Source organism: Dechloromonas aromatica RCB (genome assembly GCF_000012425.1).
The window spans coordinates 4,273,845-4,292,240 of record NC_007298.1 but is presented as its reverse complement, the minus strand read 5'-3'; the positions used below and the strand labels follow the sequence as shown (position 1 = coordinate 4,292,240).

Here is an 18,396-nt window from a genome sequence, read left to right as displayed (position 1 = left end):
CGTCTCGTCCTCAACCGAGCCTCAGTTCGCGCACGGTGCCGGCCGGAATGTTGACCTGCTGGTGCGTCGTCATCACCGCCATGCCGCCGCGCTGCAGGTGGCCGGAAATGATGCCGGCCAGCCAATCGACTGCCGCCACATCGAGGGCGACAAACGGCTCGTCGAGTATCCACAGGGGACGTTTTTCCTTGACCAGACGGGCTAGCGCAACACGGCGTTTCTGGCCCTGCGACAGGTATTTGCAGGCAAGGTCTTCACGGCCGGCCAGCCCGACCTGCTCCAGCGCATCGATGGCATCGTCCTCGGATAGTTCTTCGTCGGCCAAGTGGGCGGCAGCGAGCAGGTTTTCCAGCGGCGTCAATTCTTCCTTGATGGCATTCAGGTGGCCGAGATAGCAAAGGTCGGCCCGGAAATCGTCGCCCTGCGTCTTGATCGACTTGCCTTTCCAGCGAATTTCGCCGGCTTCGGGCGGCAACAGACCGATCAGCATGCGCAGCAGGCTGGTCTTGCCGGCACCGTTCCGGCCCTGCAAATTGAGCAGTTCCCCGCCTTCCAGTTTGAAGTCGAGGCCTGCGAACAGGCGGCGCTCGCCGCGCACGCATTCCAGATTGTCAGCTTCAAGCATCAGGGGAAAAAACCGAAAGGAATCAGGCGCAAATTATGAACGCGCCAGTGTACCGGCAGATTGATGATCATCAAACAAAAACGGGCAAGAAAAACGGGGGGCTGCGGTCGGATCTGCTACTTGCCGATCTGATTTTTAAGCAGCACTTCTGCCTGTATCTGCCGGATATAGTCACTGATTTGGCTGCTTACGCTGTCGAGTTCGAGCTTCAGTGGCTCGATGGTGTCCAGCTCACCAGCCTGGATATGCTGGATGAACTGCCGTCCGATCTCGTGCAGGCGGGTGTGAACCGTCTCGAGGGTCTTGAAGGCTTCGATGCTCGCATAGCGCTGGCTCTCCGGGCTGTAATACCAACGCCCGAAACGGCATGCGTGCTCGTCCATCGCGGGTAGGCTTGCGCCGTTCCGGCTGTTATCCAGATAGCTGTAAAGCTGTTTTTTCCAGCGTTTGTGATCGACTTCGGCAATCAGCATCGGCAGATCTTCTCTTGACCATTCGAAGGCTGTGGCTAGGCTCCAGAGTTCATCGGGCTGGAAATGCCTGATCCAGTCGGGCAGCTGTTCGGGCGGCATCGGGCGGGCGATGCCAAAGCCCTGGGCCATATCGCAGCCGAGCAGTAGCAGAACCAGGCCGTGCTCGACCGTTTCGACGCCTTCGGCAATGACCTGGCGCTTGAAGGCGTGGGTCAGCCCGATGACGCCTTCGACAATGGCCAGGTCGTCCGTGTCGTCCAGCATGTTACGAATGAAGGACTGGTCGATCTTCAGCATGTCGGCGGGCAGGCGCCGGAAGTAAGTTAGCGAGGAGTATCCGGTACCGAAGTCGTCAAGCGCAAAAGTGACGCCGAGGTTTCGGCATTCGGCAAACAGTTCGGCGGTGGTCTGGATATCTTCCAGGGCTGCAGTTTCCAGGACTTCAAGTTCGATCTGGCCAGGGGTGACGTTCGGGTAGGCGGCCAATAATTCGCCGAGGCGACGGGAAAAACCCGGGTGTTGCAGATGGATGCCGGCGATATTGATGCTCACCGAGAGATCGATGCCTTGGGTCCGGTGCCAGGCGTCAATCTGTTTCAGGGCTTCCTGGATGACCCAGTCGCCAATGTCGATGGCCAGTTCGCTGCCTTCGAGCGCCGGCAGGAAACTGTCGGGGAGCAGGAGGCCACGCTCAGGGTGTTGCCAGCGGATCAGCGCTTCGGCACCGATGAAGGAACCTTCGCGCATGTTGACCTTGGGCTGGTAGTAAAGCTTGAACTCGCCGTTGGCCAGTCCTTCGCGAATTTGGCCGATTTCCTCGCGGCGGAGACGGGCGCGTCTATCATTTTCCGGATCGAACAGGTGGTAACGGTTGCGGCCCTCCTGTTTGGCCGCGTACATGGACTGGTCGGCGTGGCGCAACAGCGTGTCGGAATCCGATCCGTCATGGGGGTAGAGGGTGACGCCGATGCTGGCCGAAACGGTGACAAATTGTGCCGAGACCCGGAAGGGTTGTGAGAGCGCCGAAATGACCCGGGTCATGGCGTGGTCGCATTCGTTCAAATCATCGAGATTGGTGATGAGCAGCACGAACTCGTCGCCGCCCAGACGGGCAACGGTGTCACCAGCTCGAACGCAGGTTTTCAGGCGCTGGGCGACTTCGATCAGCAGGAAGTCACCGACTGAATGGCCGTAGCGGTCGTTGATCGGTTTGAAATTGTCCAGGTCGAGATAACAAACGGCCAGCGTCTTGCCGCTGCGCTCGGCCTGTGCCTTGGCCAGTTGCATCCGGTCACTGAGCAGCATGCGGTTCGGCAACTGGGTCAGCGCGTCGAAGTGGGCCAGATGCTCCAGACGCTGCTGGTGCTGTTTGAGCAGCGTGATGTCGGAGAAGATGGCAACAAAGTTCGACAGGGCACCATCCCGATTGCGAACGCTTGAAATGGTCAGTTGTTCGACGAAAATTTCGCCGGATTTCTTGCGGTTCCAGATTTCGCCACGCCAGTAGCCATCGTCGCGGATTTTTTGCCACATTTCCTCGTAGAAGGCCGGGTCATGATGGCCGGACTTGAGCATGTCCGGCGTGTTGCCGAGTGCTTCCGCACGGGAATAGCCGGTCAGTTCGGTGAATGTGGCATTGACCTCAAGGATATTGCCCTTGGGGTCGGTGATCATGATGCCTTCATGGGCGTTGTCGAACACGCTGGCCGCCAGTTGCTGGCGTTCTTCGGCCATCAGGCGCTCGCTGATATCCTGTGAGATGCCGATCAGCGCGGGTTGCCCATCCCAATAGCCGTTAACGACGCGCGTCTCGACCATGATTTGCTCGCCGCTGGCGCACAGGATAGGCAAGGGGCAGCTATAACGACGGCCCGAGATGATGTCGACCGTGACCTCTTCGGCTATCTGGCGCAGGTTTTCCGGGTGCACCGCAGCAATCGTTTTTCCCTTGAGCGTGTTCTGGCCATAGCCAAGGTCTTCAGCGACGGCGCGGTTGTAATGGAGGATGCGGCCTGCCTGGTCGAGAATGAAGATGAAATCGGTCAGCGTATCGAACAGGCCGCTCAGGTTCTCCTGCAGGCGCCGGGCTTCTTCCTGTGCGGCGAGACGATGCAATGCCTGACTGAATTGGCCGCTCAGTTTTTCCAGCGAGAGCAGGGTCGACGGCAAGACGCCGGAGGCTTGGCGACTGCCCAGGGTCAGGCAGGCGACCGGCTGGCTTTCCTGTTTGATGGGCAGTGCAGCCAGGCAATCCAGTCCCTCGCGTTGCATGGCCTGGTTATCGAGGATGCTTGCGTCGGCACAGTGTTTGTTGGGGGTTTCGCAGTTGCAGATGGTGCCGCCGTTCAGCGCCAGGAGGGCGAGTGGGCTGTCGGCATCGAGATGGCTGACTTTTTCGGCAAAGTCGAGCGAGACGCCTTGATGGGCGACCAGGCGATAGCTGCCGTCGGCTTGTCGCCAGTGCACGCAGCCGGCATCAAGATCAGGGAAGCGCTGGATGGCTTTGAGTAGCGCCCCTAATACTTCGTCTCGCTGCATGCCGGAGGCCAAGGCCTGAGCGAGGTCGTGCTCGACTTCAAGGCGCAGTTCGGCATTCTTGCGTTCGGAAATGTCGACGGCGGAAGCGATCAGCACCGGGCGACCGAAGTAGCTGGCGGTATGGAGGCGAACTTCGATCGGGAAAATACGCTCAGTGCTGCTTCTGGCCAGCGTTTCGAATGCCTGTGGCGTGCCGGCAAGCGCCGTTGAAATGGCCTGATCGATGGCCTCCAGATCAAGCATACCTGGCGCAATCAGGGATTCATGCGTCTGGCCGATCAAGCTGGCACGGGAGAGGCCGAACATTTGCTCGGCGCTGGTGTTAACGTCCAGAAAGCGTCGGTCTTCACCTTGAATGAACAGGGCTTCCCCGATGCTGTCGAAAATACCGCGGAAGGTGGCCAGGCTGCGTTCCAGATCCTGCGAACTGTTCTGGCGCTCGATGACCAAGGCAGTGAGCTGGGCCGCCTGCAAGAGCAGGCCCAGGTAGTCTTCATGCGGGCTGGTCGGCGATGGGTAGTAGGCAGTAAAGGTTCCAAGCAACTGGCCGTTGGTGCCGATCACAGGCTCCGACCAGCAGGCGGAAAAACAACCGTGATCGGCCAGGTCGCGATAATTCACCCAGTTCGGATGCTCGTTAATGTTGTCGACAACGACGCGCTGGCGGGTGGCGGCAGCGGCGCCGGAAGAGGCAACACCGGGGGCGATCGGCATGCCGTCGACGGCAAGGCCGTAAGCCGGGGGCAGACTGGGCGCGGCACCAAGGCGCAGTTGTCGCCCATCCTTGTCGGCCAGCAGGATCGAGCAGTGCCAGCCCGGAATTTCGGCTTCGACCGACAGGGCGATCAGTTCGAGGACTCGGGGCAGCGCTTCACCGGCAATCAGTCCGGCCAGCGCCTGGTTGCGCAATTGCATGGCTTCTTCGGCGCGCTTGCGTTCTGAAATGTCGCGGGCGAAGCCGACCGTGCCCAGCAATGTGCCATCGTCGGCGATGACCGGCGCCTTGTAGGTCTCGTGCCAGACCGTCTGGCCGTCGACGATGATCGGTTCAACGACGATCTTGTTTTGCCGGGAGGCCATGACGGCGAGGTCGTCGGCGCGATAGGCGCTGGCCAGCTCCGGTGGCCAGAGTTCGCGATCGGTTTTACCGATAACAGAGTCGCTTCCTGCGGCCTTGGCCATTGCCCGGTTGGCCGTCAGCAATCGCGATTCGGTGTCTTTCAGCCAGACCAGAAAGGGAAAGTTATCGAGCAGGGCGCGCTGATAGCGTTCGTTGCGCGCCGTTTCGTCAAGCATGGCTTCCCGGGCTCGGGCGAGCGCCTGTCGATCGATCAATGCGTCGTCGATCAGGCCCAATTTGAGCGGGCTCATCAGGGTATGCTCGGAGAGCAGGCCGGCCAGATTGCCGTCGCTATCGACGACGGTCAAATGACGAATGCCGTGGTCGAGCATCTGTTGGGCGGCATCGGCCAGCGGGCAGTCCTCCCGGACGCTGATGGTCGGGTGGGTCATCACCGAGCCCAGCGTCGGGTTGCTTTCGCTGCTCAAAAAAAGGCGGACGATGTCGTGCTCGGTGACAATTCCTTGCGGGCGCCGGCCATCGACCACGATGACGCAACTGCCGCGCACGGTTTCCATGGCAACCAGTGCCTCGTCAAGGGCCGCGCTGGCAGGCAGGCGGGGGAAAGTGCCTTCCATCAGCGTGTCAGCGGTATTCAGATGGAGGAAGAAGTCGGGGCCGAGGTGTTTGCGATAGTCCGCTTCACTGACCACGCCGAGCGGCAGGCCGGCCTCGTCGGTGACCACGATGTGGCGGATGCCGAGGCTGGCGGCCTCGCGGTAGGCGAGCCGGAAATCCGTCTTGGCCGGCACGCTGTGCACCGGACTGGTCATCGTTTCGCGGGCAGTCTGTTCGAGGGGGCGGCGCAGACGCATGGCGCGCAGCATGTCGCGTTCGGTGATGATGCCCAGAATAGCGCCCTGGTCGACCACGATCACCGAGGATGTCTTCACGTCCAGCATCCGTGATGCCACGTCGCGGAGACTGGCGGCGGGCGCAACTCGATCGCTTCGGGTTGTTATCAGCTCGACAATTTTGGGCACACCACTCCTCCTTCTTTTTATTTTAGAGCGACTTGGCGTCACGATGTTTAACTGTGATCAAGCGCGTCTGTCTTATTGGTGGAATGTTTGTTTCCATGTTGGATGCCAGCTAGCCATATTCGGTATTGGCCGGTTTTTCTGGCCGCAATTGGGCACTGCTCATAAATGCATTGATTCGTATCAATAATTTGGTCATTTTGTACGTGTGGCATACGCCTTGCGTAGTAGCCCCCACTTGGCAATAAAACCAACGGGGGACATACCAGTGACTGAGACCTTTTATGAAGTATTGCGCCGCCAGGGCATCACCCGGCGCAGTTTCCTGAAATTCTGCAGCCTGACGGCGACCTCGCTCGGGCTGGGTTCTGCCGCTGCGCCGCGCATCGCCCATGCGCTGGAAACCAAGGCCCGGACGCCGGTGATCTGGCTGCACGGCCTGGAATGTACCTGCTGCTCTGAATCCTTCATCCGCTCGGCGCATCCGCTGACCAAGGATGTCGTGCTTTCGATGCTCTCGCTCGATTACGACGACACGCTAATGGCCGCTGCCGGTCATCAGGCCGAGGCGATCATTGAAGAGGTCAAGAAGAAGTACAAAGGCAACTACATCGTCGCCGTCGAGGGCAATCCGCCCTTGAACGAAGACGGCATGTTCTGCATCCACGGCGGCCGTCCTTTCGTCGAAGTGCTGAAAGAAACCTGCGCCGATGCCAAGGCCATCATCAGTTGGGGTGCCTGCGCTTCCTACGGTTGCGTGCAGGCTGCCAAGCCGAATCCGACCCGCGCCACACCGGTACACAAGGTCATTTCCGGCAAGCCGATCATCAACGTGCCGGGCTGCCCGCCGATCGCCGAAGTCATGACCGGCGTCGTCACCTACATGCTGACCTTCGACCGCATTCCCGAACTCGACCGTCAGGGTCGCCCGAAGATGTTCTACGGCCAGCGCATCCACGACAAGTGCTATCGCCGTGGCCACTTCGATGCCGGCCAGTTCGCCGAGGCCTGGGACGATGAAGGTTCGCGCAAGGGCTACTGCCTGTACAAGATGGGCTGCAAGGGCCCGACCACCTACAACGCCTGCTCGTCGATGCGCTGGAATGGCGGCGTCAGCTGGCCGGTGCAATCCGGCCACGGCTGTATCGGCTGTTCCGAAGAGGGGTTCTGGGACAAGGGCAGCTTCTACGACCGCGTGACCGACATCAAGGCCTTCGGCGTCGAAGCCAATGCCGACACCATCGGCAAGGCCGCGGCGGGCACCGTCGGCGCCGCAATCGCCGCCCATGCCGCGGTAACCGCTTTGGCCCGTGCCCGCCAGAAGGCCGGCGAGACTGAAGAACAGAAGGGGGAAAAATAAGATGAGCGCTTACGAAACCCAAGGCTTCAAGGTTGATAACTCCGGCAAGCGCGTCGTCGTCGATCCGGTCTGCCGCATCGAGGGCCACCTGCGGGTGGAAGTGAATCTCGACGACAAGAACGTCATCCGTAATGCCGTGTCGACCGGCACCATGTGGCGCGGTCTGGAAGTGATCCTCAAGGGCCGCGATCCGCGCGACGCCTGGGCCTTTACCGAACGCATCTGCGGCGTCTGTACCGGCACCCATGCGCTGACCTCGGTGCGTGCCGTCGAGGATGCGCTGAAGATCCAGATCCCGGAGAACGCCAACACCATCCGCAACCTGATGCAGCTGAACCTTTACGTTCACGACCATCTGGTGCACTTCTATCACCTGCACGCGCTGGACTGGGTCGATGTCGTGTCGGCGTTGAAGGCTGATCCGAAGGCGACTTCCGCACTGGCCCAGAGCATTTCTTCCTGGCCGCTGTCCTCGCCGGGTTACTTCCGCGACATCCAGAATCGTCTGAAGAAATTTGTCGAATCCGGCCAGCTCGGCCCGTTCATGAACGGCTACTGGGGCAACCCGGCCTACAAGCTGCCGCCGGAAGCCAACCTGATGGCCGTGGCCCACTACCTCGAAGCCCTCGATTTCCAGAAGGAAATCGTTAAGGTGCACACCATTTTCGGCGGCAAGAATCCGCATCCGAACTGGCTGGTTGGTGGCGTGCCCTGCGCGATCAACCTCGAAGGCGTCGGTGCCGTCGGGGCGGTGAACATGGAGCGCCTGAATCTGGTCAAGAGCATCATTGACCGCTGTGCCGAGTTCGTCGAACAGGTCTACATCCCCGACCTGCTGGCCATCGGCTCCTTCTACAAGGGCTGGCTGTACGGTGGCGGTTTGTCGTCGAAGAACCTGCTGTCATACGGCGATATTCCACAGAAGGCCAACGATTACACCTCGGGCAACCTGCTGCTGCCGCGTGGTGCGATCATCAATGGCAAGCTCGATGAGATTCACCCGGTCGATCTGAAAGACCCGGAACAGGTGCAGGAATTCGTCGCCCACTCCTGGTACAAGTACCCGGACGAAACCAAGGGCCTGCACCCGTTCGATGGCGTCACCGAACCCAGTTTCGTGCTCGGCCCGAACACCAAGGGCACCAAGACCAACATCAAGGAACTCGACGAGGGCGGCAAGTATTCGTGGATCAAGGCGCCGCGCTGGCGTGGTCACGCCATGGAAGTCGGCTGCCTGCCGCGCATGGTGCTGGGCTACCTGCAACCCAAGCAGTACCCGGAAATCCACGGTCTGGTCGACGGCGCGCTGAAGAAGCTTGATGTGCCGGTTACTGCGCTGTTCTCGACGCTTGGTCGCACCGCGGCGCGTGGTCTGGAAACGGCGTACTGCGTCAAGCTGCAGCAACAGCAGTTCGACAAGCTGATGACCAACCTGAAGTCCGGTGACCTGAACACGGCTAACATCGAGAAGTGGGAACCCAGCACCTGGCCGAAGGAAGCGATGGGTGCCGGTTTTACCGAAGCCCCGCGCGGTGCGCTCGGTCACTGGATCCGCATCAAGGACACCAAGATCGACAACTACCAGTGCGTCGTGCCGACCACCTGGAACGGCGGTCCGCGTGACCACAAGGGCCAGATCGGTGCCTTCGAGGCCTCGCTGATGGATACCCCGGTGGCCAAGGCCGATGAACCGCTGGAAATCCTGCGTACGCTGCATTCCTTCGATCCCTGCCTGGCCTGCTCGACGCACGTGATGAGCCCGGACGGCCAGGAAATGACGTCGGTCAAGGTCCGCTAAGCGGTCCGGAAAGGAACAGCCATGACCCCCACGCTCACGTTGTTCGCTGCCCCCCGAGGGGGCGCCGCCTCCCTCGGGGCGGCCCGTCAGGAGGCTTAATCATGCTCTCTCAACAGGACATGCTCGAGGCCGAACGGCACGGTAAACAAGTCCGTTCGATCTACGTCTATGAAGCCCCGGTGCGCCTGTGGCACTGGGTGAATGCGCTGGCCATGGTGGTGCTGGCGGTGACCGGCTATTTCATCGGCCAGCCATTGCCGACCCAGCCGGGCGAGGCGGCGACCCATTTTCTGATGGGTTACATCCGCTTCGCCCATTTCGCTGCGGCCTACATCTTTGCCATCGGCTTGCTCGGTCGCGTGTATTGGGCTTTCGTCGGCAATCACCACGCCAAGCAGATCTTCAAGCTGCCAATCACCAATCCGCAGTGGTGGAGCGAGGTCTTCTTCGAGCTGCGCTGGTATCTGTTCCTCGAAAAGACCCCGAAGAAGTATGTCGGCCACAACCCGATGGCGCAGCTGATGATGTTCTTCTTCTTCACGGTACTGGCCGTCGGCATGTTGTTCTCCGGCTTTGCGTTGTACAGCGAAGGCGCCGGGCTGGGCCATTTGACCGACACGCTGTTCGGCTGGGTCATCCCGGCGCTGGGTGGCTCGATGCAGGTGCATAACCTGCACCGTCTGGGCATGTGGATCATGATGACTTTCGTGCTGCTGCACGTCTATGCAGCGATCCGCGAGGACATCATGAGCCGGCAGAGTCTCATCTCGACCATGATCTCCGGCTGGCGGATGTTCAAGGACTGATGGCCATGCTTGCCGGGGCCGCGTTGTCCGTGCTTGCCGTGCAATTGCACTGCCAGCTCGCGTCCGCCTCGCCCCGGCAGCGCCTGGCCATCAGTCCGGGGTAAAGGTTTACCTTGCGTTGGCCCCGGTGTGCATGGAAGTGTGCCCGGGGCGTTTTTTCAGAGGTTCCAATGAATACCAAACGCATTCTGGTCTTGGGTATCGGCAACATCCTGTGGGCCGATGAAGGCTTCGGGGTACGCTGCGTCGAAGCGCTGAACGACGGCTGGGAGTTTCCGCCGCAAGTGACACTGATGGATGGCGGCACGCAGGGCCTTTACCTGCTGCCCTACGTGCAGGAAGCCGATTGCCTGCTGGTCTTCGATGCCGTCGATTACGGCGATCCGGCCGGCAAGCTGCGCGAAGTCGTCGGCGATCAGGTACCGCGCTTCATGGGCGCCAAGAAGATGAGCCTGCACCAGACCGGCTTTCAGGAAGTGCTGATGGCGGCCGAGCTGACCAACAAATTGCCGGCCGAACTGGTGCTGATCGGTGTCCAGCCGGAAGAACTTGAAGACTACGGTGGCAGTCTGCGCGACATCGTCAAGGCGCAGATGGTGCCGTCCTTGAATCTGGCGCTCGACTGGCTGGAGCGCTGGGGCGTGGTCGGTCGTGTCCGTGAAGGCAAGGCCGAAAGCCTGACCGATGCGGCGCTGGCCATGGACGTTTACGAAGGGGAACGGCCGCCGGCCGATCAGGCTTATCGCCTGGGCGATGCCCGTTTCCTGAATATGGAAGCTGCCTGATGTGCCTGGGTATCCCCGTTCAGGTGATCGAGTGCGGCGAGCACTTTGCCCGCTGTGCCGGTCGTAACGGCGAAGTGCGGGTCGACCTCAGTCTGGTCGGCCAGCAGTTGCCGGGTACCTGGCTGCTGACTTTTCTGGAAGCGGCGCGCGAGGTCATCGATGCCGAGCGGGCCGCTGCCATCAATGCCGCCCTGAATGCGCTCGCTGCCGCCCATGCCGGTGAAACCGATTTCTCCGACTTTTTCGCCGATCTTGATCGCGAACCCCAACTCCCCGACTTTCTGAGGACACAACTATCATGAGCCTCCAACTCGTTGCCGGACCGACCTCGCTCGAAAAGCTGGAAACGGCCATTGGCCGCATGCAGCAAAAACATGGATTTTGTCGCGTTGATAACAGCAAGCCGGAATTCCCGGCCGGCCTGACCGCCCTGCTGCTGACCGAAGATCCGCAGCGCAATCTCGAAGTGCTCGATGCCTGCGTGATCCTGCCCGAAGCCCTGAAACCGGTCGCCGCGCAAATTGCCCGCTGGGTCGCCGGCCCCGATTTCGCCCCGGCCCTGATGGCGCAATACGGCGTACCACGCGCGCCAGCCGTCGTCTTCCTGCGCGATGGCCAGTTTGTCGGCATCCTGAACGGCATCCGCGACTGGGGCGAATACCAGAGCGAAGTCGCCCGTCTGCTCAACGGCCCCGTACAACCCAAGCCGATCGGCATCCCCGTTCGGGTCGAAGCCTCCCAAGGAGCCTGCGTATGAACCCGTCCACGATGCGTCCCTTTCCGATTTCCGTCGTCGCCATGGGGCCTGGTTCGCAGGGCGACGAAACGCCGGATTACCTGCCCATGCCGAAGGGCATGGAAACCTTTTCGCAACCGCGATTGCCGGATAACGTCGCGCCCGAGGTGGTCAATCGGGCGGCCAGCCTGCTCGGCACCTTTGCCGATGAGGCCGAGAGGTTCGGTTTCGAAGGGGCGGCGAGGCTCGAGCTGCTCGATCTCGACGCCACGATGCGCGACGTGATCAACCAGTCGATGGGCTTTGGCGAGGTCAGTGCCTTCACGACTGCGCCGGCTCATTGGCGCGTTCAGGAAACCGCCTTTTCCGGCCTGTGGCGTGTCCTGAAGGTGGCCGATGATGGCGCCATGATGGTGGACCACCTCGAAACCGGCAGCGTTCCGGCGGTGCTGACCGAGGCCATGGTGAGCACGAGCACGGCCGATCTGCCGCCGCCGGACTATCCGGCTGGCTGCATGAACGCCCAGGCCCTGGTCGAGGAAATCCGCATGCAGGCAGCGGCCTGGAAAGCGGGCGATTCAGCCCATGTCATCAACCTGACGCTGCTGCCGGTCAGCGATGCCGATCTCGATACGCTGTACGGCTGGCTCGGCCATCGCGAAGTCTCGATCCTGTCGCGCGGCTACGGCAATTGCCGGATCACCAGCACGCGTCTGAAAAATGTCTGGTGGGTCCAGTACTTCAACAGCATGGATACACTGATCCTGAACTCCATCGAGATTGTCGGCATGCCCGAAGTCGCGCTGGCGGCCGACGAGGATTTCAGCGATTCCGTCGAACGCCTGCGGGAATACCTCGACATGATGGTGGAGCCAGTCTAAATTCCCCAACATGCGATTCGAAGGTTCATTTCTCGGCGTCAAACCCGACGACAAGCTGGAGTGCGGCATCTGCTGGTGGGTTTATGACCCGACGCAGGGCGATGACGTGCGCGGTATTCCGCCCGGCATTGCCTTTGCCGACTTGCCGGATGACTGGTGCTGCCCGGGGTGCGATGCACCCAAACATAAGTTCATGGTGACCGATGAATGAGGGCGGGCGAATGAAAGTCTGGACGACCGATCCGTCGCCAGAACTGGTTGCTGTTTTCGATAATATCGCCCGGACACGAATGCACGATGTGCCGATCTGCAACGGGAAACTGCAGGTCGAGGCAGTCGGTTTTCAGCGGACTGCCGATGGCCACTGGGCGGGGGCGATGATCACGCCGTGGGCGCTCAACCTGCTCCGCCTTCCCGCTCAGGTCGATGGCTGGCCGGTGTTGGCGGCGTGTAGCAAGCACGACTGGCATTTCCCGTCCGGCAACTACGAATTCACAGTGGCTGAGGAGGCCAGCATCGGCAACTATCATCTCTGCTCGCTGTTCTCGCCGGCGCTGGAATTCGAGAGTCACGAGGCGGCCCGCCTGACTGCGCTGGCTGCCGTCCATGCCCTGTTTGGCGAGCCGCTGGTGGCGCCTGACGCAGCTGCCAAGCCCGCCAGTCGTCGTGCTTTTCTGGGGCTGGGTCGATGAACAGCGCTGGTCTGCTGAAGGTTCGGGCGCAGCTTAAGCATGGGCGCCTGCAGGATCTTGAGGTCATTCTGAAACGTCCCTCGGTGACGCGCCTGTTCATCGGCCAGTTGCCCGATGCCGTGGTCAAGACGGTGCCCTATTTGTTCACGCTCTGTGCCCATGCCCAGCGGGCTGCCGCTCAGGCAGCGGTGGCGGCCGCCCAGAACGAGCTGCCGAGAGCCAGCGATTCGGCGGAATTGTGGCTCGAAGTGCTGCACGAAAATCTCTGGCGCCTGCTGCTCGATTGGCCGCCTGCCCTCGGTCTGCATGCGGAAAAGGCGGCTTTCATTGCCTGGCGGAACGCGCGGCAGAGCGATGATTTTCTGGAAACAACGCAAAAACTCCTGCGTGAAACCTTGCGGCCACTGGCCGATAAATGCCTTGAAAACCTCGTTGGCCGGACGACGGAAGAAGTGGCGCCGGAGTTGGCCGGGCCCGGTCTCTCCGCAACTGCCGTGCTGGCGCCCGGACCATGGCTCGCCTATTGGCAAGGCGTCGCCTCGGAGATGCCGGGCCTTCCCCGGCCGGTCTCGATTCGCTCGGTTTTTCAGGCCCGACTGGCCGAGCTTGAGGCCGCCGCCCGGGCGCTGGCCGATCACACCCCGTTTCCGATTGCCAGCGCCGGCGGTGATGGCTGGGGCGTAGCGCAAACCTTGACGGCGCGTGGTGTGCTGACCCACGCCGTGCATGTCGTCGATGGCAAGGTGGCCAATTACCGCGTTCAGGCACCGACCGATGGGTTCTTTGCCGATGCCGGGGCGCTGTCATCGCTGCTGGAAAATTGCCGATTTGCTTCTCTGGATCAAGCAAAACAGGTGCTGAATCAGGCCATACTGGCACTTGATCCCTGCCTGCCCTATGTTGTGGAGTTGCGTGATGCATGAGATGTCGCTGGCCGAAGGTGTGCTGCAACTGGTTGAAGACACGGCCCGCCGCGAAAGCGCCAGCCGGGTGAAGCTGGTCGTGCTGGAAATCGGTCGTCTGTCGTCGGTGGAACCGGAGGCGATCAAATTCTGCTTCGAAGCGGTGACTCATGGCAGTATCGCGCAGGGCGCGGCGCTGGAGATTATTGCCGTGCCGGGCGCTGGCTGGTGCATGCAATGTGCTGAAACGGTCCCGATGACCGAGCTTTACGGGGCCTGCCCGACATGCGGCAGCCATCAGGTACAGCCGACTGGTGGCACGGAAATGCGGGTCAAGGAAATAGAGATCGAATAATCAGGAGACGGATATGTGTACGGTTTGTGGCTGTGGTGCAGGAGAAACGAAGATCGAGGGTGGGGCGCATGAGCACACCCATGTACATGAAGACGGCACGGTGCATACCCATACGCACGAGCACGGGCATGACCACGATCACGGCCACGAGGATGCCCCGCTCGGCGTGCATTCGCATACCCATCACCACAGCGACGGCAGCGAACACAGCCATGCTCACGTCCATGATGGCGAACACGCCCATCAGCACGGCGAAGAGCTCCACCACCATGAACATGGCGTCGCCGGCGATCTCGACTATGGCACCGGCCCGGCCCGCGCTCACGTGCCGGGCATGTCGCAGGCCAGGATGGTGCAGATCGAGCAGGACATCCTCTCGAAGAACAACACCTATGCCGCCGCCAACCGCGCTGCCTTCGATGATCGCGGTATCTTCGCGCTGAATCTGGTGTCCAGCCCCGGTTCCGGCAAGACCACGCTGCTGGTGAAAACCATCGAGTTGCTGAAAGACAAGGTGGCGATCAGCGTCGTCGAGGGCGACCAGCAGACCTCCAACGACGCCGAGCGTATCCGCGCTACTGGCGTGCCGGCCCTGCAGATCAACACCGGCAAGGGCTGTCATCTCGATGGCCACATGGTCGGCCATGCCATGCAGCGCCTGCAACCGGCCGACGAATCGCTGTTCCTGATCGAGAACGTCGGCAACCTCGTCTGCCCTGCCGCCTTTGATCTGGGCGAACATCACAAGGTCGCCATCCTGTCGGTCACCGAAGGCGAAGACAAGCCGCTCAAGTACCCGGACATGTTCGCGGCGGCCGACGTCATGCTACTCAACAAGTGCGACCTGCTGCCCTATCTCGAGTTCGATGCCGACCTGGCCGAAGCCAACGCCCGCCGCGTCAATCCGCACCTGACCATCTTCCGCGTCTCGGCGACCAGTGGCGACGGCCTTTCCGCCTGGCTGGACTGGATTCAATCCGGGCTGGAAGCACAGCGCGCCAAGCGCTCCGAATCCGTCGATGCGCTGAAGCGCCGGGTCGCCGAACTGGAACGCCAGTTGGCGGCCAAGTAGGCCGCCGATGACCGGCCGCCTGCTCCGTATTCGTGGTCTGGTGCAGGGGGTCGGTTTTCGTCCTTATATCTGGCGCCTGGCCAACGAACTCGGGCTGACGGGCTGGGTGCGTAACGACGGCGCCGGGGTGATTGCCGCAGTTGCCGGCGAAAAGGTCGCTGACTTCGTCACTCGCCTGCCGCAGGAAGCGCCCCGCTTGGCGCGCATTGACGCCATCGAGAGCGAGGCCGCTGTAGTAAGTGCTCAGGGTTTTGCCATCCTCGATAGCGAATCCGGCGAAGTGCAGACGGCCATCGGTCCCGATGCTGCGATCTGCCCCGAGTGCATCGCCGATATCTGCAATCCGGCCAGCCGCCGCTGGCGCTATGCCTTCACCACCTGCACCCATTGCGGTCCTCGCTACACGATCAGCCGTCGTATTCCCTATGACCGGGCGCAAACCTGCCTCGCCGCCTTTCCGCTTTGCGCGCCGTGCAATGACGAATACACAACGCCCAGCGACCGCCGCTTTCACGCTGAAACCACCTGTTGCCCGGATTGCGGCCCGCAATTGAGCCTGCTGGATGCCGGTGGTCTGCCGCTGGATGGCGATCCGATTGCCGCATGCTTGCACCTGTTGCGCGCTGGCAAAATCGTTGCGATCAAGGGCTTGGGCGGCTTCCATCTGGCCTGCGATGCGCGCAATGCCGTCGCCGTGGCCGAACTGCGTGAACGCAAGCAGCGCGAGGAAAAGCCTTTGGCGGTGATGGGGCTGAACGCCGACGCATTGGCCGACTACGCGCGAATCGGCAAGGCAGAGTTGGCCCTGCTGCAAAGCACGGCCGCTCCGATCGTACTCTGTGCCAAGGGCGCGACCGAACTTCAGGGCATCGCACCTGGCCTGGCCTGGTTCGGTGTCATGCTGCCGGCAACGCCGCTGCACCTGTTGCTTTGGCACGAAGCAGCCGGCCGGCCGAGCGGCAGCGCTTGGCTGGGCGAGCCGAATGAGTTGCTGCTGGTCATGACCAGCGCCAACCCGCACGGTGAGCCGCTGGTCATCGCCAACGACGAAGCACTGGACAGGCTGACCGGCATTGCCGATGCCTATCTGATGCACAACCGCGACATCGTCATCCGTTGCGATGATTCCGTATTACGGGTGACGCCGGGCGGTCCAGCTTTCATCCGCCGTGCCCGTGGCTACGTGCCGGTGCCCATTTCCCTGGTTGATGATGGCCCGAGCGTGCTGGCGCTGGGCGGCTACCTGAAGAACACCATTTGCGTCATGAAAGGCCGCGAAGCCTTCCTGTCGCAGCATATCGGCAGCCTGGACAACGTTGCGGCCATCGGCTTTCTCGAAGAAACGGTCGATCATCTGCTCGGCATCCTTGACGTCAAGCCCGAGCTGATCGCGCATGACCTGCACCCGGACTTTCCATCGACCCATCTTGCGCTGCAACTGGCCGAAAAATACGCTATCCCGGCGGTCGCTATCGGTCATCACCAAGCCCATCTTGCCGCGATCTGCGCCGAACATGGCGTCAACGGTCCGGTCGTCGGGCTGGCGCTGGATGGGGTCGGTCTCGGCCCGGACGGTGGTGCCTGGGGCGGCGAACTGCTGCGCCTCGACGGCGCCAACTGCGAACGCCTCGGCCACCTCCACCGACTGGCCATGCCCGGCGGCGACCGAGCGGCCAAGGAGCCGTGGCGCATGGCCGTTGCTGCGCTGCATGGGGCCGGCCTGGGCTACCGGGTCGGTGGCTGGATCAAGCAGTACTACCCGACGCGCGACCCCGGCCCGCTGCTCACCATGCTTGCCCGCCATCTGCGCTGCCCGCAGACGAGCAGCCTCGGCCGCTGGTTCGATGCCGCGGCCGGTCTGCTCGGCGTGCGCGATTTGATGCAGTACGAAGGGCAGGCCGCCATGGAACTTGAAGGCCTCGCCGCAAAACATGGAGCGGTTGAGCCGCTGCCCGGCGGCTATGCCTTGCACGAACAGGGGGCGGTGCTCGATTTCTCGCCGCTGCTGCTGGCGCTGCTGGGCTGCAAGGACAACGCAGCCTACGGGGCGGCGCTTTTTCACGCCACGGTAGCGGCTGGACTGGCCGAATGGAGCATTCTTGCCGTCGGCCGCAACACGGCTTCCAAAATTGCCGTCGCCGGCGGTTGTGCGATGAATGCCGTGTTGATGGATGCGTTACGTCAGCATCTGGACGTGGCTGGCGTTGGCTTGCTCGAAGCCCGGCAAGCGCCACCGAATGATGGCGGTCTGGCCCTGGGCCAGGCGTGGACTGCAAGGCGCCAGATTGCACTCGGTTGAACGCTGAGCCGGACAGAATCTGGGTGCTGCTTCTCCCGGTCGGGCATCGATGATGGTCCGGGCGAAGGTGCTCTGAAGCATCGGGGTGATCCCGGCTGGCGCGGGCATGCAATATTCGGACGACTTGGCGCCGATTCGGTATCATCGATCAAACCTGCTTCAGTCATCCTCCCAGCAGAGGTATCAATGCTTATTCGCTGTGTCTTGGCGTTGTGGATCGTCTTCGGCAGTCTCGGCATCGCCAGCGCGAGCGGACCGGACTGCTCGCGTCCATATACCCTCGCACTGCATGATCATGGCCTCCTGTATTCTGCCGCCACCGACACCGGTATCGACAAGGATGTGGCTGACGAATTGATTCGCCGCTCAGGATGCAAGGTGACCGTCAGCCTGATGGCCAGGGCGCGCATCTGGCAGTTGATCGAATCCGGGGCGCTCGATTTCAGCTTGTCTGGCATTAACAATGCAGAACGCGACAAGTTCGCTGCTTTTGCCTGGTATTTCAGCAATAAATACTATTTGTTGGTGCGCAAGGATTCCGGCGTGTCGAATCGGGCGGATTTCGAGCGGAACGAAAAATTGCAGCTCGGTGTTATTCGTGGCTTCCGGTACAGCGAAACGGCCAATCGTCTGGTCGATCGGCTGCAGGCGACGAACCGTCTTAGTCAGGCCGGTGGCCTGGCGCCGTTGTACCAGACGCTGATCCTGAATCACATTCAGGGGATGATCATCGAGCCTTTTGATTATCCGTCACTGGAAGAAAAGCAGATTCGCGACCTGAGCACGATCATCGAGTTCAACGACCCGGCGGTTCCGCACGGCCTGATCATGTCGAAAAAGGCGCTGCCGACCGCGGAGCAGGAAAAGTGGCGTTCGCTGGTGACTGAAATGCGTCGTGACGGCACCATGCGGCGAATTTTCGAGAAATACTTCAGGCCAGACCTGGCTGCCGCCATGGTTGATTTTTAGGTTAC

At 61.5% G+C, this 18,396-nt stretch carries 16 protein-coding genes; 14 read left to right on the top strand and 2 right to left on the bottom strand.

Translation table 11 applies throughout. The features are described 5' to 3' along the window. Nucleotides 1-10: 10 nt before the first annotated feature. Both ccmA and DARO_RS22035 read right to left on the bottom strand, forming a co-directional pair. A complete protein-coding gene (gene ccmA, locus DARO_RS20340) occupies nt 11-625 on the bottom strand; it encodes a cytochrome c biogenesis heme-transporting ATPase CcmA (RefSeq protein WP_011289712.1) in 615 nt (204 codons plus the stop codon). Nucleotides 626-741: 116 nt separating this feature from the next. Continuing rightward, nucleotides 742-5,739 (bottom strand): PAS domain S-box protein, encoded by a 4,998-nt coding sequence (locus DARO_RS22035; RefSeq protein ID WP_011289711.1) that lies wholly within the window; start codon nt 5,737-5,739, stop codon nt 742-744. Between the two features lie 265 nt (nt 5,740-6,004). Here DARO_RS22035 and DARO_RS20330 point away from each other — a divergent pair, with 265 nt between their 5' ends. The 14 genes from DARO_RS20330 (at nt 6,005) to DARO_RS20265 (ending at nt 18,391) form a co-directional block, all read left to right on the top strand. Further along, the gene (locus DARO_RS20330) at nt 6,005-7,096 is read left to right on the top strand and encodes a hydrogenase small subunit (RefSeq protein ID WP_011289710.1); all 1,092 of its coding nucleotides are present in this window, start codon (nt 6,005-6,007) and stop codon (nt 7,094-7,096) included. Nucleotide 7,097: 1 nt separating this feature from the next. Next, nucleotides 7,098-8,894, top strand: a complete 1,797-nt coding sequence (locus DARO_RS20325; protein ID WP_011289709.1) for a nickel-dependent hydrogenase large subunit — start codon at nt 7,098-7,100, stop codon at nt 8,892-8,894. Between the two features lie 101 nt (nt 8,895-8,995). After that, the gene (gene cybH, locus DARO_RS20320) at nt 8,996-9,700 is read left to right on the top strand and encodes a Ni/Fe-hydrogenase, b-type cytochrome subunit (RefSeq protein WP_011289708.1); all 705 of its coding nucleotides are present in this window, start codon (nt 8,996-8,998) and stop codon (nt 9,698-9,700) included. Nucleotides 9,701-9,870: 170 nt separating this feature from the next. Beyond that, nucleotides 9,871-10,485 carry a HyaD/HybD family hydrogenase maturation endopeptidase gene (locus DARO_RS20315; RefSeq protein ID WP_011289707.1) on the top strand — a complete coding sequence of 205 codons (615 nt, stop codon included), beginning with the start codon at nt 9,871-9,873 and terminating at the stop codon, nt 10,483-10,485. Beyond that, nucleotides 10,485-10,787 (top strand): HypC/HybG/HupF family hydrogenase formation chaperone, encoded by a 303-nt coding sequence (locus DARO_RS20310; RefSeq protein WP_011289706.1) that lies wholly within the window; start codon nt 10,485-10,487, stop codon nt 10,785-10,787. Before DARO_RS20315 ends, DARO_RS20310 begins: the two co-directional genes overlap by 1 nt. Further along, nucleotides 10,784-11,242: a hydrogenase-1 expression HyaE gene (locus DARO_RS20305; protein ID WP_011289705.1), complete on the top strand. Its 459-nt coding sequence runs from the start codon at nt 10,784-10,786 to the stop codon at nt 11,240-11,242. The genes DARO_RS20310 and DARO_RS20305 overlap by 4 nt, the downstream gene beginning before the upstream one ends. Beyond that, the gene (locus DARO_RS20300) at nt 11,239-12,102 is read left to right on the top strand and encodes a hydrogenase expression/formation protein (RefSeq protein WP_011289704.1); all 864 of its coding nucleotides are present in this window, start codon (nt 11,239-11,241) and stop codon (nt 12,100-12,102) included. The genes DARO_RS20305 and DARO_RS20300 overlap by 4 nt, the downstream gene beginning before the upstream one ends. Nucleotides 12,103-12,112: 10 nt before the next feature. Beyond that, nucleotides 12,113-12,313 carry a rubredoxin gene (locus DARO_RS20295; protein ID WP_011289703.1) on the top strand — a complete coding sequence of 67 codons (201 nt, stop codon included), beginning with the start codon at nt 12,113-12,115 and terminating at the stop codon, nt 12,311-12,313. A gap of 10 nt (nt 12,314-12,323) precedes the next feature. Next, nucleotides 12,324-12,794: a [NiFe]-hydrogenase assembly chaperone HybE gene (gene hybE, locus DARO_RS20290; protein WP_011289702.1), complete on the top strand. Its 471-nt coding sequence runs from the start codon at nt 12,324-12,326 to the stop codon at nt 12,792-12,794. Continuing rightward, entirely contained in the window at nt 12,791-13,717 is a 927-nt protein-coding gene (locus DARO_RS20285) for a hypothetical protein (RefSeq protein WP_011289701.1), read from the top strand. The genes hybE and DARO_RS20285 overlap by 4 nt, the downstream gene beginning before the upstream one ends. Further along, nucleotides 13,710-14,051, top strand: coding sequence for a hydrogenase maturation nickel metallochaperone HypA (hypA, locus tag DARO_RS20280; RefSeq protein ID WP_011289700.1), 342 nt, complete (start codon nt 13,710-13,712; stop codon nt 14,049-14,051). The genes DARO_RS20285 and hypA overlap by 8 nt, the downstream gene beginning before the upstream one ends. A gap of 13 nt (nt 14,052-14,064) precedes the next feature. Next, nucleotides 14,065-15,123: a hydrogenase nickel incorporation protein HypB gene (hypB, locus tag DARO_RS20275; RefSeq protein WP_011289699.1), complete on the top strand. Its 1,059-nt coding sequence runs from the start codon at nt 14,065-14,067 to the stop codon at nt 15,121-15,123. Between the two features lie 7 nt (nt 15,124-15,130). Further along, nucleotides 15,131-17,422 (top strand): carbamoyltransferase HypF, encoded by a 2,292-nt coding sequence (hypF, locus tag DARO_RS20270; RefSeq protein WP_011289698.1) that lies wholly within the window; start codon nt 15,131-15,133, stop codon nt 17,420-17,422. 186 nt (nt 17,423-17,608) lie between these two features. Then, nucleotides 17,609-18,391, top strand: a complete 783-nt coding sequence (locus DARO_RS20265) for a transporter substrate-binding domain-containing protein (protein ID WP_011289697.1) — start codon at nt 17,609-17,611, stop codon at nt 18,389-18,391. The last annotated feature ends 5 nt before the right edge of the window (nt 18,392-18,396 follow it).

Bases quoted from the DNA above. Each gene is read 5' to 3' on its own strand.
- ccmA (WP_011289712.1), bottom strand. From the start codon at position 625: ATGCTTGAAGCTGACAATCTGGAATGCGTGCGCGGCGAGCGCCGCCTG.
- DARO_RS20325 (WP_011289709.1), top strand. From the start codon at position 7,098: ATGAGCGCTTACGAAACCCAAGGCTTCAAGGTTGATAACTCCGGCAAG.
- cybH (WP_011289708.1), top strand. From the start codon at position 8,996: ATGCTCTCTCAACAGGACATGCTCGAGGCCGAACGGCACGGTAAACAA.
- DARO_RS20315 (WP_011289707.1), top strand. From the start codon at position 9,871: ATGAATACCAAACGCATTCTGGTCTTGGGTATCGGCAACATCCTGTGG.
- DARO_RS20310 (WP_011289706.1), top strand. From the start codon at position 10,485: ATGTGCCTGGGTATCCCCGTTCAGGTGATCGAGTGCGGCGAGCACTTT.
- DARO_RS20305 (WP_011289705.1), top strand. From the start codon at position 10,784: ATGAGCCTCCAACTCGTTGCCGGACCGACCTCGCTCGAAAAGCTGGAA.
- DARO_RS20300 (WP_011289704.1), top strand. From the start codon at position 11,239: ATGAACCCGTCCACGATGCGTCCCTTTCCGATTTCCGTCGTCGCCATG.
- DARO_RS20295 (WP_011289703.1), top strand. From the start codon at position 12,113: ATGCGATTCGAAGGTTCATTTCTCGGCGTCAAACCCGACGACAAGCTG.
- hybE (WP_011289702.1), top strand. From the start codon at position 12,324: ATGAAAGTCTGGACGACCGATCCGTCGCCAGAACTGGTTGCTGTTTTC.
- DARO_RS20285 (WP_011289701.1), top strand. From the start codon at position 12,791: ATGAACAGCGCTGGTCTGCTGAAGGTTCGGGCGCAGCTTAAGCATGGG.
- hypA (WP_011289700.1), top strand. From the start codon at position 13,710: ATGCATGAGATGTCGCTGGCCGAAGGTGTGCTGCAACTGGTTGAAGAC.
- hypB (WP_011289699.1), top strand. From the start codon at position 14,065: ATGTGTACGGTTTGTGGCTGTGGTGCAGGAGAAACGAAGATCGAGGGT.
- hypF (WP_011289698.1), top strand. From the start codon at position 15,131: ATGACCGGCCGCCTGCTCCGTATTCGTGGTCTGGTGCAGGGGGTCGGT.
- DARO_RS20265 (WP_011289697.1), top strand. From the start codon at position 17,609: ATGCTTATTCGCTGTGTCTTGGCGTTGTGGATCGTCTTCGGCAGTCTC.